Origin of the sequence: Desulfobacula sp. (genome assembly GCF_030145145.1) — a bacterium.
Lineage (GTDB): Bacteria > Desulfobacterota > Desulfobacteria > Desulfobacterales > Desulfobacteraceae > Desulfobacula.
This window is the reverse complement of record NZ_JAQYWD010000008.1, coordinates 132,001-156,527: the sequence shown is the minus strand read 5'-3', so window position 1 is coordinate 156,527 and position 24,527 is coordinate 132,001. Positions and strand designations below refer to the sequence as shown.

At 46.0% G+C, this 24,527-nt stretch carries 21 protein-coding genes and 1 pseudogene; 12 read left to right on the top strand and 10 right to left on the bottom strand.

Annotated features, from left to right (window positions below; genetic code table 11):
* From Q1Q15_RS06435 to Q1Q15_RS06405, 7 genes and pseudogenes are all read left to right on the top strand, one after another.
* Nucleotides 1-504 (top strand): annotated as a pseudogene (locus Q1Q15_RS06435) (glycyl-radical enzyme activating protein); the annotation flags it as partial.
* Nucleotides 494-1,528 (top strand): glycyl-radical enzyme activating protein, encoded by a 1,035-nt coding sequence (locus tag Q1Q15_RS06430; protein ID WP_300457784.1) that lies wholly within the window; start codon nt 494-496, stop codon nt 1,526-1,528. The pseudogene Q1Q15_RS06435 and the gene Q1Q15_RS06430, both read left to right, overlap by 11 nt.
* 97 nt (nt 1,529-1,625) lie before the next feature.
* A complete protein-coding gene (locus Q1Q15_RS06425; protein ID WP_300457783.1) occupies nt 1,626-2,489 on the top strand; it encodes a MoxR family ATPase in 864 nt (287 codons plus the stop codon).
* A complete protein-coding gene (locus Q1Q15_RS06420; RefSeq protein ID WP_300457781.1) occupies nt 2,470-4,230 on the top strand; it encodes a vWA domain-containing protein in 1,761 nt (586 codons plus the stop codon). The genes Q1Q15_RS06425 and Q1Q15_RS06420 overlap by 20 nt, the downstream gene beginning before the upstream one ends.
* A gap of 70 nt (nt 4,231-4,300) precedes the next feature.
* A complete protein-coding gene (locus tag Q1Q15_RS06415; protein ID WP_300457780.1) occupies nt 4,301-4,585 on the top strand; it encodes a MoaD/ThiS family protein in 285 nt (94 codons plus the stop codon).
* 37 nt (nt 4,586-4,622) lie between these two features.
* On the top strand, nt 4,623-5,147 hold the full coding sequence (locus Q1Q15_RS06410) for a hypothetical protein (RefSeq protein WP_300457779.1): 525 nt from the start codon (nt 4,623-4,625) through the stop codon (nt 5,145-5,147).
* A 9-nt stretch (nt 5,148-5,156) separates the two neighbouring features.
* On the top strand, nt 5,157-5,909 hold the full coding sequence (locus Q1Q15_RS06405; RefSeq protein ID WP_300457778.1) for a HesA/MoeB/ThiF family protein: 753 nt from the start codon (nt 5,157-5,159) through the stop codon (nt 5,907-5,909).
* A gap of 21 nt (nt 5,910-5,930) precedes the next feature.
* Here Q1Q15_RS06405 and Q1Q15_RS06400 read toward each other — a convergent pair whose 3' ends face one another.
* The 6 genes from Q1Q15_RS06400 to Q1Q15_RS06375 form a co-directional block, all read right to left on the bottom strand.
* Nucleotides 5,931-7,244, bottom strand: coding sequence for a TRAP transporter large permease subunit (locus Q1Q15_RS06400; RefSeq protein ID WP_300457777.1), 1,314 nt, complete (start codon nt 7,242-7,244; stop codon nt 5,931-5,933).
* Nucleotides 7,241-7,759 (bottom strand): TRAP transporter small permease subunit, encoded by a 519-nt coding sequence (locus tag Q1Q15_RS06395; RefSeq protein WP_300457775.1) that lies wholly within the window; start codon nt 7,757-7,759, stop codon nt 7,241-7,243. The genes Q1Q15_RS06400 and Q1Q15_RS06395 overlap by 4 nt, the downstream gene beginning before the upstream one ends.
* 30 nt (nt 7,760-7,789) lie before the next feature.
* On the bottom strand, nt 7,790-8,806 hold the full coding sequence (gene dctP, locus Q1Q15_RS06390) for a TRAP transporter substrate-binding protein DctP (RefSeq protein WP_300457773.1): 1,017 nt from the start codon (nt 8,804-8,806) through the stop codon (nt 7,790-7,792).
* Between the two features lie 79 nt (nt 8,807-8,885).
* Entirely contained in the window at nt 8,886-10,226 is a 1,341-nt protein-coding gene (locus Q1Q15_RS06385) for an aminotransferase class III-fold pyridoxal phosphate-dependent enzyme (RefSeq protein WP_300457771.1), read from the bottom strand.
* A 30-nt stretch (nt 10,227-10,256) separates the two neighbouring features.
* On the bottom strand, nt 10,257-10,553 hold the full coding sequence (locus Q1Q15_RS06380; RefSeq protein WP_300457770.1) for an antibiotic biosynthesis monooxygenase: 297 nt from the start codon (nt 10,551-10,553) through the stop codon (nt 10,257-10,259).
* A gap of 337 nt (nt 10,554-10,890) precedes the next feature.
* Nucleotides 10,891-12,762, bottom strand: a complete 1,872-nt coding sequence (locus Q1Q15_RS06375) for a sigma 54-interacting transcriptional regulator (RefSeq protein WP_300457769.1) — start codon at nt 12,760-12,762, stop codon at nt 10,891-10,893.
* A gap of 348 nt (nt 12,763-13,110) precedes the next feature.
* On the opposite strand from Q1Q15_RS06375, the gene Q1Q15_RS06370 reads away from it, so the two are divergent.
* Entirely contained in the window at nt 13,111-13,539 is a 429-nt protein-coding gene (locus tag Q1Q15_RS06370) for a hypothetical protein (RefSeq protein WP_300457768.1), read from the top strand.
* 149 nt (nt 13,540-13,688) lie between these two features.
* Here Q1Q15_RS06370 and Q1Q15_RS06365 read toward each other — a convergent pair whose 3' ends face one another.
* On the bottom strand, nt 13,689-14,924 hold the full coding sequence (locus Q1Q15_RS06365; protein WP_300457766.1) for an MFS transporter: 1,236 nt from the start codon (nt 14,922-14,924) through the stop codon (nt 13,689-13,691).
* A 312-nt stretch (nt 14,925-15,236) separates the two neighbouring features.
* Here Q1Q15_RS06365 and Q1Q15_RS06360 point away from each other — a divergent pair, with 312 nt between their 5' ends.
* Both Q1Q15_RS06360 and Q1Q15_RS06355 read left to right on the top strand, forming a co-directional pair.
* Nucleotides 15,237-15,686: a hypothetical protein gene (locus Q1Q15_RS06360; protein ID WP_300457765.1), complete on the top strand. Its 450-nt coding sequence runs from the start codon at nt 15,237-15,239 to the stop codon at nt 15,684-15,686.
* 24 nt (nt 15,687-15,710) lie between these two features.
* On the top strand, nt 15,711-16,961 hold the full coding sequence (locus Q1Q15_RS06355; RefSeq protein ID WP_300457764.1) for a cache domain-containing protein: 1,251 nt from the start codon (nt 15,711-15,713) through the stop codon (nt 16,959-16,961).
* Nucleotides 16,962-17,089: 128 nt separating this feature from the next.
* Here the strand turns inward: Q1Q15_RS06355 and meaB are convergent, their stop codons facing one another.
* From meaB to mce, 3 genes are read right to left on the bottom strand one after another with little or no spacing between them, the layout of a single operon-like run.
* Entirely contained in the window at nt 17,090-18,064 is a 975-nt protein-coding gene (gene meaB, locus Q1Q15_RS06350) for a methylmalonyl Co-A mutase-associated GTPase MeaB (RefSeq protein WP_300457762.1), read from the bottom strand.
* Between the two features lie 5 nt (nt 18,065-18,069).
* Entirely contained in the window at nt 18,070-20,193 is a 2,124-nt protein-coding gene (gene scpA / locus Q1Q15_RS06345; RefSeq protein WP_300457761.1) for a methylmalonyl-CoA mutase, read from the bottom strand.
* 40 nt (nt 20,194-20,233) lie between these two features.
* Complete coding sequence (gene mce / locus Q1Q15_RS06340; protein ID WP_300457760.1) at nt 20,234-20,635, bottom strand: methylmalonyl-CoA epimerase; 402 nt, start codon at nt 20,633-20,635, stop codon at nt 20,234-20,236.
* A 365-nt stretch (nt 20,636-21,000) separates the two neighbouring features.
* On the opposite strand from mce, the gene Q1Q15_RS06335 reads away from it, so the two are divergent.
* Both Q1Q15_RS06335 and Q1Q15_RS06330 read left to right on the top strand, forming a co-directional pair.
* Entirely contained in the window at nt 21,001-22,728 is a 1,728-nt protein-coding gene (locus Q1Q15_RS06335; RefSeq protein ID WP_300457758.1) for an ABC transporter ATP-binding protein, read from the top strand.
* Entirely contained in the window at nt 22,718-24,511 is a 1,794-nt protein-coding gene (locus Q1Q15_RS06330) for an ABC transporter ATP-binding protein (RefSeq protein WP_300457757.1), read from the top strand. The genes Q1Q15_RS06335 and Q1Q15_RS06330 overlap by 11 nt, the downstream gene beginning before the upstream one ends.
* The last annotated feature ends 16 nt before the right edge of the window (nt 24,512-24,527 follow it).

Below are 24,527 nucleotides of genomic sequence, written 5' to 3'. Positions count from 1 at the left end.
TTAAAAAGAGCTAAAAAACAAGGCCTGAATACGGTGCTGGATACCACAGGATTTGCCAACTGGAACATTATCAAATCCATTTTAAAATATGTGGACCTTGTGCTGCTGGATATCAAACAATTGGACGATGTAAAACATAAAAAATGGACCGGCGTATCCAACCGGTTGATTCTTGAAAATGCTAAAAAGATGGCCGACGGCAATACCCAGATGCGGTTGAGACTGCCCATTGTCCACTCGGTTAACTTTTGGGATCTGCAATACCCCAAAGATATTGTTGAATTTGCAAAGCCCCTGGGCAAGAGTGTCCTTGGCATTGACTTGCTTCCGTTCCACAGCTTTGCGGCCAAAAAATTCAACACCCTGGGCAGGGAAGGATATTTTGATCATTTTCCCAATATCTACAAAGAAGAAGTGGAAGACTATAGAAAAATCATCAGCACTGGTGGCCCCTGGCAAACGACTGTTGGCGGACTAATAGGAGTTCAGCAAAATGAAAAATGATTTTGGAATCGTTACCAATATTCAGCAATTTGCAGCAAATGACGGCCCGGGTATCCGAACCACTGTTTTTCTCAAAGGATGCCTGTTAAATTGCAAATGGTGCCATAACCCGGAAGGGGTGCGACATTTTCCGGAAGTGTTTCATTTCTGGCCCAATTGCATTAACTGCGGCAATTGCGCTGCGGCCTGTCCCACCGATGCCATGACGGAGATTAAAAACCCCCCCACATATCCGGACCAGAAAGGCTGGAAAGGCAAACTGGGATCGAAAATCATCCAGATCAACAAAGAGAAATGTATCAATTGTTTTCAATGTGTTGATGCCTGTGATTTCGACGCGCTGGTTGTCAGTGGTAAGTTCATGACAGTGGATGAGGTGATAACGGAAGTTGAAAAAGACATTCCGTTTTATAAAGAATCCGGCGGCGGATTGACCCTTTCCGGCGGGGAACCCACGGCCCAGCCGGAATTTGCCCTGGCCCTGTTCAAAGCGGCCAAGGAAAAGGGGATCAATACGGCCCTGGATACCAGCGGTTTCCAATCCTGGTCCCTATTGGAAAAAATTCTCGATTATACGGACTATGTGTTATATGACCTGAAACACCTTGACCGGAATCAGCACATTGCCTTTACCGGGGTTCCCAATGATCTGATTCTGGAAAATCTCAAAAAAATCGTCCTCAGGGAGGATGTTACCACCTATATTCGGCTTCCCCTCCTTCCCGGGGTGAATGATTCTGAGGAGAATATCCGGGCAACCGGGGCGTTTATTCAATCCTTAGGACTTAAAACCGTTTACCTGCTGCCGGCCCATCCATTTGCCGGGCAGTCCTATCGGCTTGTGGGAATCGATTATCCGTTCCCCATTGGTGAAAGTTACCCGGAGGAAAAGGCAACTGTGGCAAAGACCATACTGGAATCTTATGGACTGGACGTGAAAATGTGGATCGCCTGGGTGGAGGACAATATTTCTGACAAATCACCCTTAAAAGAACCGGCTGTACTCCCAACAACCGGTACATAAGACTATTTTCTGTGATGAAATTTCATATTACCGGATGATCGAACCAGGGTTTTGGACGGTTCATTATTTTTCAACTCTTTAATTTATAGGTAATCAAGTGACATATCAAAAAAATATCACACCATTAACACATGAAATAGAATCGCCTGAAATAGATCCGTATTTCTATGCAGACAGTCATATCCTTAACGTTCTGGACAATTTTCACACCATTTCCAAAAAACATCCAGTGAATATCCTTGTGGCAGGCCGGCAAGGCTGTGGTAAATCTTCTATTGTCCGGCAATTTGCAGCCGTTCATAATAAACCTCTGGCCACGTTTCAAGTAGGGATACTCTCTGAACCGGGCCAGCTGTTTGGGGAATATACCCTGGAAGATGGAGAGACAAAATACAAACAATTTCTTTTCCCCCAGGCGCTCCAGACACCCAATTGCGTCATACACCTGGAAGAAATCAACCGGCCTGAAAACCCCAAGGCCCTGAACATGCTGTTTTCAATTCTATCCGATGACCGGCAGGTATGGATGGACGAATTAGGTCTTTTGGAAGTGGCCCCTGGGGTCATTTTTTTTGCCACGTTAAATGAAGGCGATGATTTTGTCGGGACAGAACTGCTTGACCCGGCACTTCGGGACAGGTTCTATGTTATCTTAATGGACCACCTGCCCAATGAAGTTGAAAAAGAAGTTTTGATTAAAAAAACCCAGGTCACTGATGAACAGGCCAATGCAATTATCGATGCTGTGAACACGCTTCGAGGTGATTTTGAACTCGCCGTGGAGGTTTCCACCCGCACCGTGCTGATGATCGGAGAAATGGTCGCTGCCGGGGCCACGCTGAAAGGAGCACTGATCACAAGCTTGCAGACCAGCAAGGAAACCCTTGAATCCATTCTCCTGGCCTTACATGTAAAAAATGGATATCTTGAAAAAGGCAACCATGAATACAGACTTTTCTAAAAAAACACCCATCAAAACGCCTCCTTTTCCAGGCCGGACAATGGACGATTTTAGCAAAGCCGTTGACGACTCCGTCATTCAATGTTTCAGGATAAAAGGAGAGCGAGGATATTCTGAATTCTGGCGAAGAGACAAATCGCCGGTTGAAACACTGGAATTGGCAAACCTGCTGCGCTCCCTAAGAAAAGTGGTCTCCCACATCGGGCGAAATGCCGGCACGGTTTCATGGAAAGACACCATGGACAGTGAAATTATTATTGACCCGGCACCGGTAATGGGGAAGTATCCCGTCCCTGCCGCCAAAACCGATAAACTTGTGGGTGAAGCGGTCTGGCGGGCGTACAAAAATATCGAAATGAGCGATTATGCCAAAAAACTTGCCATCGCCAAAATAGATTTATCCTATCGGTATTTGTACAAATTTGAATTATATTTTGACACGTGTGAAAAGGTTTATTTTGATTGTCTGTCCAACAAGCGGGTTTTTGGCATCTATACTGAAAAATCAAGGGAACAGGATATCATTAAAAGCCTGGATGTCATTTCCCATCCTCCCGCATTGGCAGAACTCTTCTCCATCTGGTGGGACATTGCTGCCGACAGAACTGCCCCCCGGTATTTAGAAGACTATAAGGACACTTCCGTCAGAAGCAAAATGGGTGACTCAGCCCTTGAAAAATATTATACAAAACCCATTAAGATTCTGAATTCAATGATCCCCCCATTGCTGGACGAGTGTTCAAAAATTTCCGGGGTCACGGAACGATGTGAGTTTCGCGCCAAGCTGTACGTTGTCACCTGGGAAAAACTGTTTGCGTATATTAAATTCTGGGCCGTTGATTCAAAGGATATCTTTTTACAGGCACGGGACCACGAAAAGCATCAGTTAAAGGGTATTAAAAAATCATTATCCATTCCTCAACTGGTATTTTCAAAACAACATGGAAAAGTGGTTGAAAAGGAGCCCCCAAAGCCAAAAAAAAAGAAACCGGCCGTTGACAGCTCCATTGTCACGGTACAAACAAATCACATTGTCCTGCCGGCAAGGGACTATGTCAATAAAAAGCTGCTTCAGGATCTGTCCGTGGTATTCAAGTCTGTGGCCGTTCGAAAAAGCATCTACAACCGGGGACTCACCAGCGGGGGGATTGACCGAAGACGACTGTACCGGGCACAGACCACGGGAACGATTTTTAATATTAAAAAAAATGAATTCAACCTGTTAAATGACATTACCATCATTGTGGATGCAACCGGTTCAATGGCGGCCACAAACAAATGGGAACACACACAGGAAATTTTTCAAACCCTTTATCTGGCTGTCAGTAAATTTAATAAAAATGCCGGCCTTTTCGCCTACAATGAAGTCAGAAATACCTGCCTGATAACGGAACTCTATCGGCAGGGCACTTTCTATAACATACAACCCCATGGTAAAACAGCATCGGGTGAAATTATCAAGACCATGATCAAACGAGTGAAAAGCCGAAATAAAAAACCCATCTTTATTCACATTACAGATGGTGCATCAAACTGGGGCTGCCCGGTTAAAGAAGCGATTTCACTATGCCATAAAAACAGGGCACTGCTGTTAACCTTAGGGGTTAACTGCTCTGAGGCAGACACAAAATTATTGGAAGAAGAATATGGCAAGCTGGTTCAATTTGTGAATCGTATCGATATGCTGCCCGCATTGATGAGAAATCTTCTCAACCGGGGCAAACGAACGTTTTCACGATAACATCAAGCCATCGGGTCAATCCGTTGCCCCTGTGTTAAACTGACGATGGATTCAAACGGAGTGTGTATACATGGAGATTACCCTGCGGCTGACAAAAGCCCTTGCCCGCTTGAACAAGGGCCAAAAAGATGCGGTTCGCACGCTGGAGGAGGGATGCGACATGGCCGGTCTGATAAATCTTCTGGAAAAAGACATGGCCGGAATAAAAGCCACCCTTTTGAATGAAACCGGTGAAATTTCCGAGAGTATCAATATCTATATTAACGGAGAAAACATCCGATATCTTCAAGGAACCCGCTCACCACTATCAAATGGAGACCACGTCGGTATCATTCCTGCCGCTGCTGCAGGTTAATCATACCCCCCCGACACTGTTTGAAAAAGGAAAAAAAATGATCGTTGACAGACCAGAATCTCATTTTATTTTCATATTCCCACCGGAGCATGTATACGAGCGATACAATTATATCAATTATAAAGGCAAGCCCCTGACCAACAAAGACTATTTGAAGCACTGGGGAAAATGGTTGATTTTCGGAACAAAGGAAGAGTTGGACCTGCTGGCCGAAAAGATATCTCCCCATGTGGACACCCATGATATTCCTGCGGTCAAATATGATCGGGAAATCATTGATGCCTTTGGTATTGGTGAATGTGTGATGTGTGTCTACTGCGATGTAAGACAACGAGACGAGGTGTGGGATATTTTACACACCCTGGGGGTTGAAGACAAAGCCTGGGGATATGAACGGGAGACCATGGAAAAATGGCTGCCCGGCGGACTGCTGCTTGAAAAATGGATTGCCTCCCACAATCTTACCCAGGAGCAGGCAGACAGTGTCCGGGAAGGGTCAAAATTACGATTCAAAGATATGTTTGAAGATGAGACCGCCATTTTCAAAGGTGTGGAACAATAAGATTTTTCCATGAAACCAGACAACATGTTTGAACGATATCAGCGCCAGACCCTGTTGCCCGAAGTCGGCATCCAGGGACAGGAAACCCTCAAAAATTCAAGCGTTTTATTGGTTGGCGCCGGCGGGTTGGGATCTTCGGCAGCGTTTTATCTTGCCGCAGCCGGCGTGGGACATATCGGCCTGGTGGACGACGATGTGGTGGATCAAAGCAACCTGAATCGTCAGATCCTTCATACCCCCGGCACCATTGGAAAATCAAAAGTGGCCTCTGCACGGGAAACCCTGAAACGATTCAATCCAGACGTAACGATTACCCCCCATCCCATAAAAATATCCTCTGAAAACCAGCTGGAAGAATTAATAACGGATTACGATCTGGTGCTGGATTGCACAGACAATTATCCCACCCGGTATACCATCAACCAGGCCTGCATCCATCAGCAGAAACCATGGATATACGGTGCGGTATCGGAATTTGAAGGTCAGGTGATGACCCTCATCCCCGGGACAACACCGTGTTACCGGTGTCTGTATCCGTCTGCCCCGGCAGCATCAGAAGGAATCGCGGCCGTAATGGGGGTTGCCCCGGGATTGATCGGAACCCTCCAGGCCGCAGAAGCATTGAAATATTTGCTGGATACAGGAAAACTGTTGACCGGCAGACTTCTTTTTGTTGATCTGATGGACATCCATTTTGATATTATGACGGTGACCCGAAACAAAGAGTGCCCGGCCTGCGGACACTCCATTTTTTCGGGGTAGAATCAGTATTGCATTACCCTATTATCGAATAAGTAAATGGGGCAGCCAAGTAGCGATGGGTTTGAATAACATCACCAAGATCAGGCAGAAAAGTTGGATTAAAATAAACGGGAGCGCCGCCCGATAGATCTCCTTCATGGAGAGATCTATTCCCTTGGGTACTGCGGCTCTCATGCAGAACAAAGCAAATCCGTATGGTGGTGTTAAAAATGAAAGCTGCATGTTGATCATAAACAAAACCCCATACCATAAGGGATCAAAACCAAGGGATTTGACCGCCGTAACGAATATAGGGGCAAAAATCATAATGACGGCAAAATCATCCAGAAACATGCCAAAAAAGATCAATGCCACTTGGGTGAGCAGGATAACGCTCCAGCCGCCACCTGGTATGGCCTGACAGATGTCCTTTGCCATATCAAGCGCCCCGATCCCGTTATAAACCGCACTGAAAGTACCCACCCCGATCAATAACCAGGCGATCATGGTGCTGACTTTCATGGTCATAAACATGGATTCCTTCAGCATCTTTAAATTAAAACGGCGATAGATAATGGCACAGATAAACGCCCCGGTAGCACCCACAGAAGAGGCCTCCATGGGAGTAATCGTGCCCGAATAGATGCCGCCGATGATGACCAGCAGCAAGATGACAGGCGCCACAACTCCTTTAAGGCTCATGAATCTGTCTTTCCAGGTGATTTTGCGGTCAATGGCAGGGCCCAGTTCCGGATTCATGTGACATCTAATGGCGATGTAGATGATATATAACGTAGCAAGCAACAGGCCCGGCAGGAAGGTTCCCAAATACATGCGCCCGATGGATTCTCCGGTCATTGAGCAATAGACAATCACTTCGATACTCGGGGGTATGATGAGACCCAAAAGAGCGCCCGCCATGACACACCCCACCGTGAGGACCTTATCATAACCGCGTTTGATCATGGGGGGTATGGCAATGGTGCTGATGGTAAAGATAGCCGCCACCAGTTCCCCGCAGATAGCTGCAAAAAGGGTGGCGACGAGGATGACCCCCATGGCCAGGCCCCCTCGAATGTTACCCAGCCAGACGCTCATGGTTTCAAACAGATCGTCTGCAATGCCGGATAACTGGAGGACCCATCCCATCATTATGAATAAAGGAATGGCCGCCAGGTTCAGGTCCTGCAAATTGCCATAGGCGGCAGATGCTAGAATATAGAGATGGTCAAACCCCCAGAAGAAGACAGCAAAAATGGCACTCACACCACCCAGGGCAAAGGATATAGGGACTCCCAGAGCCAAAAGAGTAAACATGCAGGCCAGCAGGAGAATGGTGATGATCGTAATGCTCATATCTCACCTCCGTTGGTTTTTGTGGCGGTTTTTATTAATTTGATATTTTTAATAAATTGAGCAATCCCTTGCAACAGGAGCAACACAGCCCCTGTTGCAAGGGCGATTTTTTTTGGATAGATGGGGCCTTTAAATACCCCCCAGCTCCTTTCCAGCATGCTCACCGACGACCAGGCCATTTCCAACGCTTTCCAGGAAAGCATAAGGGCAAATGCAAAAAAAATTATAAATGTCACAGCATCGATAACGGCTTTTTTTCTAGGGTTCCATTGGGAGTAGAACACATCCATTCGGACATGTTCATCCTCTAATAAAAGATACCCCCCGCCTGGAACCACCAGGATCACAAACAATATGGAGATGACCTGCCCACTCCATAAGGTGGGGCTGTTAAACAGGTAGCGGGCGATGACTTCATACATACTGATGAGAAGCATAGGCACCACGAGCCAGGCGAGCACCCGGGCGAACCAACGGTTGACGTTATCTATAATATATAAAAATTTTTCTAGCATGTCCGGTACACTCCCTTGGAATAGATGACTCTATTCGATTCCTTTGGCTTTTAAAAATTCTTTGTATCTTTTGACCATCTTAGCCGCAGCCGGGCTCATCCCTTCGACTTCCTTCCAAAATCCCTGGGAAGCCTGTTTGAGTCTGGCCACTTCTGCGGGGGGTAGTTCTATGAATTTAACCCCATACGCCTTTGAAGCCTTGACTGCTTTTTCATCATAGCTTGCATATTCTTCTGAAATACTCAGCTGTTTTTCCTTAAAAGCGGTTAAAATGTTTTGTTGGATTTCCGGGCTCAGCTTTTTCCATGCCTTGAGATTCAGCAACAGATGGGTTCCCGGGGTCAAAAGCCTGGGTTGCATGACAGACGTAACAACCTCCTTGAAATTACCGAACTCCAGTTCTCCGATGGTCCAGGTGAACCCATCGATGGTGCCGAGTTTCAGAGCCGAATACATGTCCATCCCCGGCACTTCCACCGGAGATGCCCCAAACCTGGTCAACCAAAGGGCATTGGGAATGGCCCAGATTTTTTTGCCTTTTAAATCATCAAGGGTATTGACCGGGAAGGTGCTTTCAAAGGCGATTTGGCCGCTGTTACCCACTGTAAGCAAAAAGAGGTTGCGCTTTTCATACTCCTCGCGCATGATGTCCATTAGTCCCCAATCAAAATGGACTTCGTAGTGCTCTTTCATATTCCGGGCGGCAAAGGGCATCTCGCTACCCAGGCAGGAGGGGGCCCGGTCGGCTGCAGTGCCGCCGATGATGTGACCACCCTGGATGGCACCGTTCGCCACCGCATCCACGATGGAATCGGGTTCAACCAATGTGCCTGCGGGGAAAATTTCAAACGCTACCAATCCGTTGCTGGCGCTTTCCACGATCTCTTTATACCGTTTGAGGGTCACATACCAATCGCAATCACTTTCCGGAAATGAACTCTGAATCTTCCAGGTAACCTTTTTGTCCTTGGCCAGAACTGCACTTGACCCACCGATCAGGACAACGGTAAACAGGATAGTGATAAATACCAATACACATTTTTTCATTTTTACCTCCTTTTGGCTGTTTTAATGCAAAATAATGATAAGACAAGATCGAACCAAATCCCGTCTCACCCGGTTTAAATTATCCTAAAATTCCTGCTACAATCTCTTTTGTCGTCATTATTAAACCATCAATATCTTCGTCCGACATGGGTAGTGACAACGCAATTTGCCCACGGTGTACCGGAAAAAAATCACGATTTGCCATTTCCAGAGCAAAGGTCAATATGTGGTCATTGTTGGTATAACGCCAGAAATCCCTGTGGGATTTTATTTGTCTTCCGGGTTTGTCGGTGAAGGCATAACCAAAAAATGAGAATTCTCCATATACAATAAATGGATAGCCATTTCCATCAGCCCATTGGTTGAGTTCATTCTTTATGCGGCCGGCCATTTGGTTCAGGCGGTCATAGGCTGCCTTATCCATCACTTCCAGGCATGCGATCCCTGCTACGGCAGCTAAGGGATGACCATGATGGGTGCCTGAAAGATGAACCTGGCCGTTCTCCGCCACATTAAAATATTTGGCCTGCCCGCCCACAGCGCCTAAAGGAAGACCTCCGCCGATGATTTTACCCATCACGGTCAGATCGGGTTTTACACCATAGATCTTTTGCAGTCCCCCCACATCGGCCCGCAGGGTAATGGTCTCATCAATAATCATCAATATGCCCAATTCACTGGTCAGGCTACGGATGCCAGCCACAAATTCTTTATCAAGAACTACCACGCCACCGGCACCGGATTGAAGTTCCATCATGACGCAGGCAGTGTCATGGGCGTTTTCCCGCAATATCTTTTCACAGGCTTCAAAATCGTTCTGGGGTAAAATGAGGGTATTCTCAATGGTGTAGGAAGGAATCCCGGCGGAATCTGCCAGGGGTGCCGGATGGTTATCAGGCCCGGGTAAGCATTCCGGGGAAGGGTGGGCGGAAATCTGAAGGTCATCGATAAACCCATGATACCCCCCTTCAAATTTGGCAATTTTATTCTTGCCGGTATATGCCCGCGCAATTCGGGCCGCGCTCAGGCAGGACTCGCTGGCAGAGCAGGAAAATTTTATTTTCTCCACCGAGGCCACGCGTTCACAGATGATTTCCGCAAGATGCTTTTCATGCTTCATGGGATTTCCAAAGGAAAATCCTTTGGGAATGGCTTCCATCAATGCCGCCGATATTTTCGAGTGGTTGTGACCCAGGATGTTGACGGTGAAGTTGTTATTGAGATCAAGCAGGCGATGCCCGTCGATGGTATGGATGTACTGGCCCTCTCCGTGGTCCACAAATATGGCATGGGGGCCGTAATTAAAACTGACCCTGCTGTAGGCACCGGGTATTTGTTTTTTGCACTCCTCTGTAAATTCTTTTGAAAGTCTGAACTTATCCGAAAACTTTGCCAGACTATTTTCTAATGTAACTTTCAAAATCCTACCTCCTGTTTTTATAGCATAGAATTATAATCGGGAACTAAATGAGACCACATCAAATTTTTGTTCCATGTGACCCTTTAAAAGTGTTTTGGCTCCCTGTAGCACTTCAAATTCATCCGATTTCATATAGGCATCCATATCTGCCTGGGTCTTCCACTTGCTAATAAGGATAAAACTGCTTTGGTCCTCGATGCTTTGGTAGCAATGGAGATTGATACATCCATTTATCTTTCGGAAAGGGACCATCAAGTCGCATATGGTTTGGATAAACTCCTTTCGTTTTTTGGGTTTTACATTCAAAATTTGTGTCATGATGATCATAACCAACTCCTCTTCACGAAAAAAAATTATCCTGACAACGCCCAGGCAGGCCGGATGATGGCTTTCCAACGGTTTGCTTGGACTTTCGAGTCAATCATACTTTAATTATACTTCAATTTGCATGCCATGGTGTGGTTGAATCGTTTAATGTGCCAACATGCTGATATTAAAGGTGTAATAAATTTTTAATTTTTTTCGGACAGAAAAAAGCTCAGGTTGGTTTCGCAATATTTTACGAGAAACGCAAAATATTGCGAATATAGGGATATTGAATGCCATCAAATTCAATTCGAATACCATACTGTGGTGAATAACAAATAGTCACCTTAAAACTGCGCTAGCTCAGGGGACGACTGATACCGAGTTTTTTCATGCGGGCTCGCAGGGTACTCTCTTTAAATTTAAGCACATTTGCAGCACCTCTGGGGCCCGAGATGCGCCAGTCCATCTTCTCCAGAATCCGGGTAATGTATTCCCGTTCCATCTCCGCAAGGGGTTTGTCGCTATCTTTTTTCGACCTGTTTAACCCAGGGGGGCTGAGCAGGTCATTAAACTGCAATACATTCCCAACCGTCTCTATCACGGCCCTTTCGATGACATTTCGCAATTCCCTGATGTTGCCCGGCCAGGGATATTTCTTAAAAGTACGTATCATTTTTTGGGGGATCAGATTGATGGATTTGCCCATCCGCATGCCCAATTGCTTGACAAAATATTCAACAAGCAGTGGTATATCCTCCTTGCGGTCTCGAAGTGGAGGGACAGTGATGGGGAAGACATTCAAACGATACCAGAGATCTTGTCTGAAACGACCGGTGCGCACCTCATCTTCCAAATCTCGGTTTGTTGCTGCAAGGATCCTGACATTGACTTTTAGGGTGCGTGTGCCCCCCAGACGTTCCATTTCACCATCTTCAACCACTTGAAGTAGTTTGGCCTGCAATTCCAAGGGCAATTCCGAAATCTCATCCAAAAAAATTGTGGAACCATTCGCAATCTCAAAACGGCCGAGTTTTCTTGCACCGGCCCCGGTAAAGGCTCCCCTTTCATGGCCGAAAAGCTCATTTTCTATCAGCGATGCGGGAAGTGCGGCACAATTGACCTTTACCAAAGGGTGGTCTTTTAACATGCTCAGATCATGGATGGCCTGGGCCACCATGCCCTTTCCCACACCAGTTTCACCTTGAATCAGGACGGTGCTGTCTGTTGGCGCCACCTGGTGGATTTTAAACATGACGTAATTGAGTTCACGGCTGTGGCCAATGATTTCATCGGAAACACTCTCAAAGTTGATCTGTTCCTTTAAATAGATATTCTCAGCCTTAAGCTGGTTTTTAAGCTTATTCAGTTCTTTAAGGGCGGTTTTTAATTTTTTTTCGGCATTTTTGAGCTTGCTGATATCAATCTCCATACCAATAAGATATTCGGTGTCGTTAATTCTGATGTTGCAGGCTTCTCCTGCAAGAGGGATTCTGCGACCGTCTTTGGCGATGACCGTGTATTCCGCATAACCGGATTTCCCCTTTTTGGCTTGTTCAAAAGAATTAATCAACACAGGTATGTCCTTTTCCGCGATGACATCTTTAAGTTCCGTGCTGGCTATTTCTTCTATATCATAACCATATACCTTTTTTGCATTCCGGTTCCATTTTACGTAACGATAGTTTTCATCCAACATAAAAAAAAGACCCGGCATACTTTCGATAATTGTTTCTGAAAATTTTTTTTCCTGCATCAGGAGTTGCTCGGCTCGCTTACGTTCGTCGATGTCAGCCATGATGCCGTAATAATATATAATGCCACCTGTGTCGTTTAAAATGGCATTGGCCGTGATGGCGGTCCAGATAGGAGTACCATTTTTTTTCTTCAGCTGTATCTCCTCATTGGCCACTTCACCACATGATTTGAGTTTTTGTGAAAAAGTTTTATAGTCTTCAGGATTCCAGAAAAAATCCTGGGCCGGAGTATGGGTAAATTCATCAAGCGTTTGATACCCGAACATTTTTATGACCGCCAGATTGCCCATGCTAAAATAATCCAGATTATTGAGAGAGAGCCTGAAAAACCCAACCGGAAAATTATTGACCTCTTCCTCGTAACGCAATTTATTGCGCCTCAGTTCAGTTTCATTTTTTTTCACCAAAACAAGTTCTTTTTCAAGGGTTTTGATTCGTATTTTTAATGCAGAATCCATTGATTGTTCAACCATGTGATTGCTCCTCAAAAAAAATTATTAACCGGCCCGGATGGGGATATGGCTATGACATGATGCACAACCTTGAGTCGGAACGTCATGGCGTTTAATAAAGCGGTTGTTAAAACGTCTGCCAAATTTGCGGTAAAATCTGTAGCAACATTTTCAACGCCTGTAAAGGGGTTCATTTAATATAGAGGCACCAACCAGACAATGACGCTGTCTGTTTCAATTTTGATCCAGTCATGGCACTGAGTACTGGCATAAAACAAGTCCATCAAGTTAGACCTTGACCTACCCGGGTATGTTGTATTACAATAACACTCGCATTTTTTTTCAAACCGTATTAAATTTGGAACGATTATGAAACCGAAAATAGACAAAATCAGCATTATTTCACTGTTAATTATACTTTTTTTAATATCGATACCCGGCTTCTATGCCTATTATTTCACTGACTGGAAAAATGACCGCTTTTCCCAAGACATTGCCAAGAGGCAAGTCATCCCGGAATTTCAGGAAGACTCCAGAATTTTCGATAACCGGATCGTATTAAGGAAAGATAAAAGTATCACCGTGAACAAAAACAGACTGGTTTTCAAAGGATTGAAAGATAAAATGATTCATCTGGATGTCTATTTGCTCGAACTTGATCCAGAATACGCTTATCCCCACTATATTTCAAAGGCAGATGCCTACAAAGGAATCCAACTCGGAGATTCAACATTCCAGCTTCTGAAAATAAGAAAGGGTGTATTGCAGTTAAAAATTGTTGATCTGTATGAATCATGATGGATTCTTCATGAAAAATCGTCTTTGCAAACAGCCTTCCAACCCTTGCCGGCAATTTCAAAGCTTAGGGAAGAGTAGCCGTTATTAAGGCCTGCAGATGTCAACGGCACGGCCCCCCAGCATATTTGCCACACATTCAATCTATTGTTCTATTCATAATGCCAAAGGAAAATTATCACGGTAATGCCCCCCATTAAAATCAAAAGGCTGCCAATGATAAAAACATAGGAAAGGCCAAAAGCATCCAGTATTATCCCGGAAAGGATCGGTGAAACAATCATCCCCAGGCTCCAGGCAGCATCATTCAAACTCATGATGGACGCCATCCCCATCTCACGCCCCAGTCGTCCGGTAATCACCAGACCACCGGGCAGGGATATCCCGTTGGCAATGCCCATGAGAATATTCAGTCCAAGGATGAATATAAAGCCATCCACCAGCGGCATTCCAAATACGGTCACCCCCGAGGCGAACGTTCCGATAATCACCAGGTATTTGGGATTAATCCGGTCAGCCAATCTGCCGCAGGGTCTTTGAAGAAACGCTATAAGAAAAATATTCATTGTCAAGATGATACCGACCTGGGTACTGGACAGGTCCAGCTGCATGGCAAGAATTGGCAAAAAAGTATACACAGCACCCTGGCCGGATGCGGCAAAAAAACGCATGGTGAATATACCCAGAACAATCCTGTTGGATAATATTTTTTTTATGGAATACGGTTTGCTTTTTGCCTTATTCCCGTAATACCTGACGTCTGGAGGAATAAATATCATTACCAGCAGGCAGGTTATAAATGCCAGGGCACCCATCGTATAAAACGCGGCATTTATACCCAGATAATCACGGAGGGCACCCCCCATTGCCGGACCAAATCCCAAACCAACCATGACCGCCATGTTAAGGGTTCCCATATACACCCCCAATTTGCGCGGCGGGGCGATATCAGCGGCAAGGGCCATGGCAATGGGAACAACGAGAAGGGATGCCAAACCGTGAAAAAACCGAATGACAATTAGCGTTTCAGCCCTTTCCGGCAGGACATAAAGAATCGATATTCCAGCATAAACAAACAACCCGATTACGATGAATATTTTTCTGCCCCACCGGTCGGAGATCCCACCGGTGAAGGGGCTGAAAAGGGCCCGGGAAAAATTAAAACTGGCGATTATAAGCCCCACCATGGTTCCCCCAGCCCCCAATTCAACGGCATATACCGGGACCAGCGGCCAGATGATGCCAAGCCCCATCATTGCAACACCAACAGCAATGGAGAGTAAAAAAAGAACGCCTGAAGAAGAATTGTTCATCATTGGGCCCTTTGCGTCATCATTTTTTCTGAACTCCTGGTCGGGTTTCAATGACCCGAGTATGAATTTTGTCAATCTTCAGCCATTTAGTCCCCAAATTGTCATGATTCATGCCCTTTTTTCAATATAGATCCACCGCTAATGGGGGAGGATAATACTGGAAAATCGTGAGGCTTTGGTTTGTGGCATCACAAGACTATATGGTACGCTTTTTGCTGTTCATATGCAACTAATGATGTTTTTTGAAAGAAGGAAAAAACCGCTGGTTTATTGTTATTGGACCACAGTCATATAACACCTGTTCAGACTGTATTCTTTTGATATTGCCGTTTACCGGTGTCATGATTATTATTATGACCTTAAATCAATATACGGGTGGGAATTAAAATGGCAAAATTCAAATATTTTAAAAAAAGGGCATCACATCTCCATGGTGATATCACCCTTTCGGCGCAACAGTTTAGCATTTTAGCCCTGATTGATGAAAACAAAGAAATTGGGTTGATAGCCCGGGAATCGGGTATGGCGCCTGATGATTTCAAACGGAATCTGACAGCCTTGTATAAGATGGGTCTCATTATGCCTGTCGTTAAAAAAATAATCCAACGATACAGTGCCAATTTTCTAGAGGAACTCACGGCAATCCTTACGTATCATGTCGGTCCTGTAGCGAATATCATCATCACCGATATCCTTTCAGACATGAACATCACGGATAATAAAATACCGGTCAACGACCTTGAGGCGCTGCTTTCCAAAATAGATGATGAGATTTCAGACCCGATCCAGAAGATTGACTTCAACAATAAGGTAAAAAAATTATTGTTAAGAACTTGATAATCCAAAACATGCGAGGGTATTATGATTGTTGCCTGCACAAAGTGTAAAAAAAAATACACGGTGGATGAAACAAAATTCAAACAAAATACGGTGCAACTGAAATGCAGAGTCTGCGACACGGTTTTTACAGTGGAAAAACCAGTGGCCAGTTATGAAAGTGTTGCGTATTCAGAGGACATCTCCCCCGGGGTCAAAAAAGACGAAAAAGGCGGTATCAGGTTCGGGCTCTTTCCCAGGACCATCCTTCTCATGCTTTTCATCAGCCTTGTCCCGGTCGGTTTATTTTTCATGGCAACTTACAATGAAACCGGAGACAGGGTAAAAAAGGATACCCAGCGTCTGATGCAGCAGGCCACATCCGGGCTCCTGGACCATATTGATGAGTGGGTGGACAAAAACAAACGGGTGCTGCTGACGGCTTCCAGGCTCGGCTCAATCACAAATCTGGAGCGGGTCGAACAGACCACTACGTTGAAGACAATACAGGAACAATACCCCTGGATGTATCTTGTCTTTACCTTGGATAAACATGGGATAAACACGGCAAGGAGTGACGGGAAACCGTTGAAAGATTACTCGGATCGGGCATATTTCAAGGATATTAAAAGCGGTAAGGCATTTTCATGGCAGACACTGATCGGAAAAACATCCAGGAAGCCTGCCCTTGTCCTGGCAGTGCCCATCATGAATGCCGGAAAAATGGTGGGTGTGCTTGCGGCGGCAATGACCACAGAGGCCATTTCACAATCCGTTGCAAAATGGACAAAGGGCAAAACCGGTTTTGCCTTTCTTGTGGACGAAAAAAACAAGGTGATCGCCCACCAGATAAAGACATATGTGATAGAAGAGAAAGACCTTTCCGATCATCAGGTCTTTTTACTCTCCACCGGAAAACAAGCCGGGTTCGGAGAATTCGTTGACAAGGCGGGACAACAGAATATTGCTTCTTTCAAGAAGAATGCGCTGGGCTGGAATATCTTTGTCCAGCAGGGAAAAAGCGAAGCATATGAAACCCTGTTCAAGTTCCAGAGATATATTCTCCTGGTTTTTGTCTTCACCATTGTAATGGTGACCATTATTGCCTGGTTTTCTGCCAAGTCAATCAGCCGGCCGATACTGGAGATGACAGACGCGGCAACCCGTATGAGTCTTGGAGATCTTGATGTCCAAATCAATATTCAATCAAAAACCGAAATCGGAATGCTCGCCAAATCAATTGTCAGAATGCAGACAAGCCTTGCGTATGCCATGAAACGACTGAAAAAGACGTGATACCACGAACGGCCAGGACAGGTTATCGGATAAAGATGCCCTGGGCGGGGATAGTTGCTGCAATGAGGATGAAAAAAGGACGGTTATAATGGTCTGGATAGGTCTGATAATGTTTTTTTCTCCTGTTTTTACAGGTAGGACAGCAGTTTTTCCGCCGCTGCTGCTGGAGTCATTCGTTCATCTTCTACCTGCCGGGAAATAAGGGGTATGGCTTGATTAATTTTCTCATTCCGTTTAAATCTTTGTTTCAGGCCCTCTTCAACAAGGGTCCACATCCAGTTCAAGGATTGTTTTTTCCGCCGCTGCAAAAATTCTTTGGATGCCTTAAATTTTTGATGGTGATCCAGGACCGTCTCCCAGACCTTTTTCGTGCCGCCCTCAACAAGAGACGAGCAGGTCAAAACCGGCGTGAACCAGGTGGGCGTTTCAGGCCTGAGCAGGTGCATGGCTGCTTCAAGCCCGCCTTTGGTTTTTTCCACTGCCTTAAGATTCTCTCCGTCTGCCTTGTTAATGGCAATGCCGTCCGCCAGTTCCAGGACCCCTTTTTTAATACCCTGGAGCTCATCCCCTGCGCCGGCAATCATCAGGACTAAAAAAAAATCCACCATGGCGGCCACACTGGTTTCAGACTGACCAACGCCAACGGTCTCCACCAGGATGACATCAAACCCGGCTGCTTCACAAATCAGCATGATTTCCCGGGTTTTGGCAGCAACACCACCCAGGGTTTCTCCTGCCGGAGACGGACGGATAAAGGCATTTGCATGGGCAGACAGTTTTTCCATGCGTGTTTTATCTCCCAGAATAGACCCCCCGCTTCGCTGGCTTGATGGATCTACGGCAAGGACGGCCACACGATGACCCTTGTCCGCCAGATAAACCCCCAGGTTTTCAATAAACGTACTTTTACCGACACCAGGCACCCCTGTGACCCCCAACCGGATGCTGTTTCCGGTTCGGGGCAGAATCTTTTCCATAACCGATATAGCCGTCTGTTGATGCGCCCTGAGATTGGACTCTATCAATGTAATGGTCTTGGCGATCATGCGCCGGTTGCCGTCTATAATCCCCCGGACAAACGGTTCAGGATCGGTTTCAATCATCCGCATTATGCCCCTAACATCTTCAGGGTCCTGTTGGCGGCATCTGTTACCACCGTTCCCGGACCGAAAATATCAGCCGCCCCGGCGGTTTTCAAAAAATCATAATCCCCGGGGGGGATGATGCCGCCTACCACCACTTGAATATCAAAAGCCCCTTGCCGTTTCAATTCAGCAATGACCTGGGGCACCAGGGTTTTGTGTCCTGCCGCAAGGCTGGACACGCCCACCACATGGACATCATTTTCCACCGCCATCCGGGCGGCTTCCACCGGGGTCTGGAACATGGGGCCCAGGTCCACATCAAACCCAAAATCCGCAAACGCCGTGGCAATAACTTTTACCCCCCGGTCGTGGCCGTCCTGCCCCATCTTGCACAGCAAAATCCTTGGCCGGCGACCGGTCTTGTCTTTAAACGCTGCCGTCCGCTGTCGCAGAGATGCAATAATCTCAGAATCTGGACTTTCTGCGGCATACACCCCGGAAATGCACTGGGTGGTGGCGACAAACCGCTTGAACACTTTTTCCATGGCATCACATATCTCCCCAATCGTGGCCCTTGCCCTTACGGCGGGCAGGCAGGCAGCCAAAAGGTTGTCACCGGACTCACAAGCCTTTGTGATATCTGCCAGGGTCTGTTGAACCCGGTTATTATCCCGTTGTTTTTTTATCTCTGTCAGTCGTGCCACCTGTTCTTCCCGAACATCTTCAGACACTTCCCGCACCGGGATGGGGATTTCATCCGCCATCCGGTATTTGTTCACCCCCACAATCACATCCTTACCCATGTCAATCCTTGCCTGGCGCCGGGCTGCCACTGCTTCAATCCTCATTTTCGGCATCCCGGATTCAATGGCCCGGGCCATACCCCCCAGTTCCTGGATTTCCGCCAGGATGCTGCGGACCTCATCAACGATATTCTGGGTCAGGGTTTCAACATAATAGGATCCGCCTAAGGGATCCACCACGTCACAGATATGGGATTCTTCCTGAACCAGGATCTGGGTGTTTCGAGAAATTCTGGCGGACAATTCCGTGGGCAGACCAACGGCTTCGTCAAAAGAATTGGTATGAAGGCTCTGGGTACCCCCCAATACCGCGGACAGGCATTCAAGGGTGGTCCTGACAATATTGTTATAGGGATCCTGCTGGGTCAGGCTCCAGCCCGATGTCTGGCAGTGGGTTCGAAGCATTTTGGATTTTGGATTCTTTGGATTGAACGCGGCTATGAGTTCTGCCCAAAGAAATCTGGCGGCCCTGAGCATGGCGATGTCCATGAAAAAATTCATACCGATCCCAAAGAAGAAAGACAACCTGGGGGCAAACGTATCAATATCCAGCCCTGCGGCCAGGGCCGCCCGGACATACTCAAGACCATCCGCCAGGGTAAAGGCCGTCTGGAGAACTGAATCTGCCCCGGCCTCCATGATGTGATACCCACTGATACTGATGGTATTAAACTTTGGCATGTTATCCGAACAAAACCCAATGATATCGGAAATAATCCGCATGGAAGGGGTTGGGGGATAGATATAGGTATTCCGGGTCAGATATTCCTTTAAGATATCATTTTGAATGGTGCCCGTGAGCTGCTCCTGTTTCACTCCCTGTTCCTCTGCTGCCACAATATACCCGGCAAGGATTGGCAAAACCGCACCATTCATTGTCATGGAGACCGACATCTGATCCAGGGGAATCTGGTCAAACAAAATTTTCATATCTTCCACAGAGTCAATGGCAACGCCGGCTTTTCCCACATCACCGGCAACCCTTGGGTGATCGGAATCATATCCCCTGTGAGTGGCCAGGTCAAAGGCCACAGACAGGCCTTTCTGTCCTGCTGCAAGATTTTTCCGATAAAAGGCATTGGACTCCTTGGCAGTGGAAAACCCGGCATACTGGCGAATGGTCCAGGGACGGCCGGCATACATGGTGGCCTTGGGCCCCCGCACAAAGGGCTCGAACCCGGGAAGATTATCCATAAATTCCACATTATCAAGGTCTTTGGCCGTGTACAACGGTTTAATATCTATCCCCTCCATGGTTTTCTTTGTCAGGGCATCAAGGGGCTTTCCCCTCAATTCTTTTGTGGCAAGATCCTGCCAGCGATTCAGATCAGACTTTTGAGACATGGTTTTCCTCCGGTCCAACTAAAATTTATAAAATAAACCCCTATCTTTCACACAGCTCAACCAGGACTCCGGATGTGGCTTTGGGGTGTAAAAACGCAATTTTGGCACCCCCGGCGCCCATACGCGGTGTTTTATCAATGAGGGCGATTCCCTTCTCTTTCAGTTCAGCAAGAGCATCTTCTATATTTTCAACTCTGAATGCCACATGCTGAATCCCCTCACCTTTTTTTTCAATAAACCGGGCCACGGGTCCATCCGTGGATGTGGATTCCAACAGCTCGATTTCGCTTTCACCCACAGGCAAAAATGCGGTGGTCACGTTCTGAGCTTCAATGGTTTCTGTACCCTCAAGATTAAGTCCCAATGCATCTGTCCAGAAATTCTTCTTTCCATCAATGCTGGAGACGGCAATTCCCAGATGATCTATTTTGAGTATTTTCATTGTTTATCTCCAAAAATAATGTATAAAATAACAGTCATTATTTATAGAAGGTTCAGCCGCTGAAAGTCAACCATAAACTGGTTGGATGTGTTCACACCCCTCCCGGTCACCGCCATTCAGGTGAAATCACTGGCACAGCGCCGATAGTCACCCATTAACGCTGGCCGGGTTATGATCAGCCATTCTCATTATGAAACGCAACTTTCCCGGGAACAGGGTCAATGATTTAAACCCTAATGAGAATGGCTGGGTTACGATGAGACGCGTTGACGGTCTTCGGCATATCTGGTATGATTTTTTCCCAGTGACTTAATCTGATTTGGAGATGTTTTCCAGGTAAAAACCCGGACAATGACATAATTATTTTGAAACTGATTTATCCGTACTTTAAAAAAAATCTGTATAAAATACTATTGGGTATTTTTTGCATGATTATTGTGGACGTCACACAGCTGGTCATTCCCCAGATTATTAAAACCGCCATAGACGCCTTAAAGTCAACCCCTTTTGACAGCAACACCTTGTTGTTAAAGTGTATGTTTATTATTTTCCTGGGTCTTGTCATGGCAGGATTAAGGTATGTATGGCGCAATCTTCTCATGGGAAGTGCCAGGGATGTTGAGAAGGGCATCCGGGATGATCTTTTCAAACATGTCTTGAACCTGGACATGGCCTTTTTAGACACCATCAAGACAGGGGATATCATGGCCCATGCCGTAAGCGACATCAATCATATCCGCATGGCATTCGGTTTTGGCCTGATCGTGCTGGTGGACACGATCCTGCTGGGCGGTGCCACCTTTGCCATCATGCTCCTGACCCATCCGAAATTGACTGCCCTGGCCATGATCCCCATGCCGTTTTTGATTCTTGTGACAAGAACCCTGGGCAAAAAAATGTATCGTTTTCATAAAACAGCCCAGGAATCTTTTTCCATACTGACAGAGCTGGTAAGGGAGAGTTTTTTTGGTATTCGCATCATAAAAGTGTTTAATTTTGAAACCATTGTCGGCCAAAAGGTCAGGGGGGCTTCAACCGATTATTTTAAAAAAAACCTGAAACGGGCGGTTATTACTGCCCTGTTAAGACCTTTATTGGGGCTGTTTTTCAACCTGTCCACCCTGGTGGTTATATTTTACGGCGGATATCTGGTCATGGAACAGGTGCTCACACCGGGTGAACTTGTCGCGTTTCTGCAATACCTTGGGATTCTGGCATGGCCTGTCATTGCCATTGGGTGGATGACCAATCTCTTTCAACGGGGAATGGCATCCTTAAAACGGATTAATACCCTTTTAGACTCAACGCCTGACGTGACCTCCCCTGAAACCCCCCATCCCCTTTCAAGCGTAAAGGGAAACATCCGGTTTAAAAACGTCGGTTTTGCTTATGGCAAGGGCAGTCCCGTGCTTTCAGATATCAGTGTTGATATCCATCCGGGGACCTCCGTTGGCATCACCGGCCCCCCGGGTTCCGGTAAAACAAGCCTGGTCCAATTGATTCCAAGACTTTACAATACAACAAAGGGCACCATTTATCTGGATGGTCTTGATCTAAAAACCCTTGATCTGGATTTTTTAAGGCAGCAGGTGGCATTGATGCCCCAGGAAGCGTTCCTTTTTTCCGGCACCATCAAAGAAAACATTCTCCTGGGCAAACCATTGGATCAAAAAAAACTCGACAGAATTATCAACGTCTGCAACCTGAAAGAGACCCTTGAGGAAATGCCAGATGGACTGGAAACCCTTGTTGGTGAAAGGGGGATAACGCTTTCAGGCGGACAAAAACAACGGGTTGCCCTTGCCCGGACCCTGATACTGGAAAAACCCATCATCATCCTGGATGACCCCATCAGCCAGATGGACTCCCATACTGCCGCCAGCGTCATTTCAAAGTTAGGCCGGATGAATTTAAATGCCACATTCATTATTATATCTCACAGGATCTCCGCACTGGCTGCCTGTGACAGCATTTTTGTCTTAAAAGAAGGGCGGATTGATCATTTCGGAACCCATGAAGCGCTCATTAAAACAGATCGATTCTACGAACACTCTTACCGGGTCCAACAGTTTGAGGAGGAATATGACATCTGAAGCCCCCCGGGAAGAAAAGGAAATCAAGCTTGCCAATCTAAAGCTGATTAAAAAGTTATGGCCGTTTATCAGACCCTATTTATGGATGCTGATCGTGTCAACACTCCTGGTTTTTCTGGTAACGTTTTTCGAATTGCTCATGCCCCTGTTTACCCAAAAGGCCATTGACGGTTTTATCGTTCCCGTGAAAGGAAGCGGACTCGACCTCTTTGGAATTGAAATTACGTCTTTCCAAACCTTTTGCCTCATTTTTTGCGGATTTATCCTCATCTCATTTGTCATTGATTTTATCCAGACCTTTTTCATGGAATACACCGGACAAAAAATCATATTAAACCTGAGATGCGCCCTCTTCGCCCACATGACATTTCTGCCGGTCGCCTTTTATGATATCAACTCCAGCGGGAGGATGGTGTCCCGGGTGGCTGGCGACATTGAAAACATGAATGAAATGTTTACCAGTATCCTCATCTTTATTTTCAAGGATCTTTTGCTCATGATTGGCATTCTGGTAATCCTGTTTACCATTGACCATACCCTCACACTCTATCTGTCCATTCTGATTCCGGTGATCGGGATCAGTGTCAGCATGTCCTCAAATATTTTAAGACGGGCGTTCAGGACCATCCGACAGAAAATTGCAGAGATCAACCACAGTTTTTCCGAAGCCATCACCGGCATCAAAATCATCCAGACAACCTCCAGCCGGGACAGGTTCATGCAACGATTTGAAACTTTAAATTTCGAACATTTCAGCGCTGCCCTGTTCCAGATAAAAATATTCTCTATCTTTATGCCCTTTATCGGTTTTTTGGGGGTATTAAGTGTGGCGATTATTTTATGGACCGGAAGCTCCAACGTCATTAAAACGACAATGACCCTCGGCCAACTGGTGGTTTTTTTAACGTATATGAAACTTTTTTTCAGGCCCTTAAGAGAACTGTCTGAAAAATTTAACCTGCTCCAGAATGCCCTGGCTTCGGCAGAACGAATTATCACAGTGCTGAATCATGACCAGGCAAAACAACGCGTCAGCAAAGAAAGAACGTGTATTGATACTATCTCCAGTGTTACGTTTGACCAGGTAAATTTTTCCTATGAACGAAACAAACGCATTTTAAAAGATATTTCTTTTCATCTCCCCGAAGGAAACGCCATTGGTATTGTCGGGCAGACAGGCTCAGGAAAAAGTACCATTATCAATCTGATCACTGGATTTTATCAACCCGATCATGGAAACATTTTCATTAATCATATCAATTATCACGCCGTAAACATCAGAGACATCAGAAATAAAACCGCCCTGGTCATGCAGGACCCGGTTCTTTTTTCCGGCAGTATCAGGGAGAATATCAAACCATCCGGATTTGACATGACGGATTCCCCTCTGGAAACGGCATTATATAATGCCAATTGTAATTTTTTATTTGAGAAATTTTCAGGCCTTGAAACCGTTATAAAAGAAGGCGGGCGACCGTTGTCCAGTGGAGAAAAACAACTGGTATGTATCGCAAGGGCCTTTGCCTTTAACCCGGACCTGATCATTTTTGATGAAGCAACATCCTATATGGATTCACAGTCCGAACAAAAAGTCCATGATGCCATGAAAAAGCTGATGCAAGGGAGACTTTCCATCATCATTGCCCACAGGCTGTCCACGGTCAAAGAATGTGATACCATCATCCTTTTAAGGGAGGGTGCCATAAGGGAGAAGGGCTCTCACCAGGAACTGGTTGAATTAAAGGGTGAATATTACCACCTGTTGAAAAAAGAACAAATCTGATCGGTATTGAGGTCAC

Coding starts and splice junctions, on each gene's coding strand:
- Q1Q15_RS06430 (WP_300457784.1), top strand. CDS start 494: ATGAAAAATGATTTTGGAATCGTTACCAATATTCAGCAATTTGCAGCA.
- Q1Q15_RS06420 (WP_300457781.1), top strand. CDS start 2,470: ATGAATACAGACTTTTCTAAAAAAACACCCATCAAAACGCCTCCTTTT.
- Q1Q15_RS06415 (WP_300457780.1), top strand. CDS start 4,301: ATGGAGATTACCCTGCGGCTGACAAAAGCCCTTGCCCGCTTGAACAAG.
- Q1Q15_RS06410 (WP_300457779.1), top strand. CDS start 4,623: ATGATCGTTGACAGACCAGAATCTCATTTTATTTTCATATTCCCACCG.
- Q1Q15_RS06405 (WP_300457778.1), top strand. CDS start 5,157: ATGAAACCAGACAACATGTTTGAACGATATCAGCGCCAGACCCTGTTG.
- Q1Q15_RS06400 (WP_300457777.1), bottom strand. CDS start 7,244: ATGAGCATTACGATCATCACCATTCTCCTGCTGGCCTGCATGTTTACT.
- Q1Q15_RS06395 (WP_300457775.1), bottom strand. CDS start 7,759: ATGCTAGAAAAATTTTTATATATTATAGATAACGTCAACCGTTGGTTC.
- dctP (WP_300457773.1), bottom strand. CDS start 8,806: ATGAAAAAATGTGTATTGGTATTTATCACTATCCTGTTTACCGTTGTC.
- Q1Q15_RS06380 (WP_300457770.1), bottom strand. CDS start 10,553: ATGATCATCATGACACAAATTTTGAATGTAAAACCCAAAAAACGAAAG.
- Q1Q15_RS06375 (WP_300457769.1), bottom strand. CDS start 12,762: ATGGTTGAACAATCAATGGATTCTGCATTAAAAATACGAATCAAAACC.
- Q1Q15_RS06370 (WP_300457768.1), top strand. CDS start 13,111: ATGAAACCGAAAATAGACAAAATCAGCATTATTTCACTGTTAATTATA.
- Q1Q15_RS06360 (WP_300457765.1), top strand. CDS start 15,237: ATGGCAAAATTCAAATATTTTAAAAAAAGGGCATCACATCTCCATGGT.
- Q1Q15_RS06355 (WP_300457764.1), top strand. CDS start 15,711: ATGATTGTTGCCTGCACAAAGTGTAAAAAAAAATACACGGTGGATGAA.
- meaB (WP_300457762.1), bottom strand. CDS start 18,064: ATGATTGAAACCGATCCTGAACCGTTTGTCCGGGGGATTATAGACGGC.
- scpA (WP_300457761.1), bottom strand. CDS start 20,193: ATGTCTCAAAAGTCTGATCTGAATCGCTGGCAGGATCTTGCCACAAAA.
- mce (WP_300457760.1), bottom strand. CDS start 20,635: ATGAAAATACTCAAAATAGATCATCTGGGAATTGCCGTCTCCAGCATT.
- Q1Q15_RS06330 (WP_300457757.1), top strand. CDS start 22,718: ATGACATCTGAAGCCCCCCGGGAAGAAAAGGAAATCAAGCTTGCCAAT.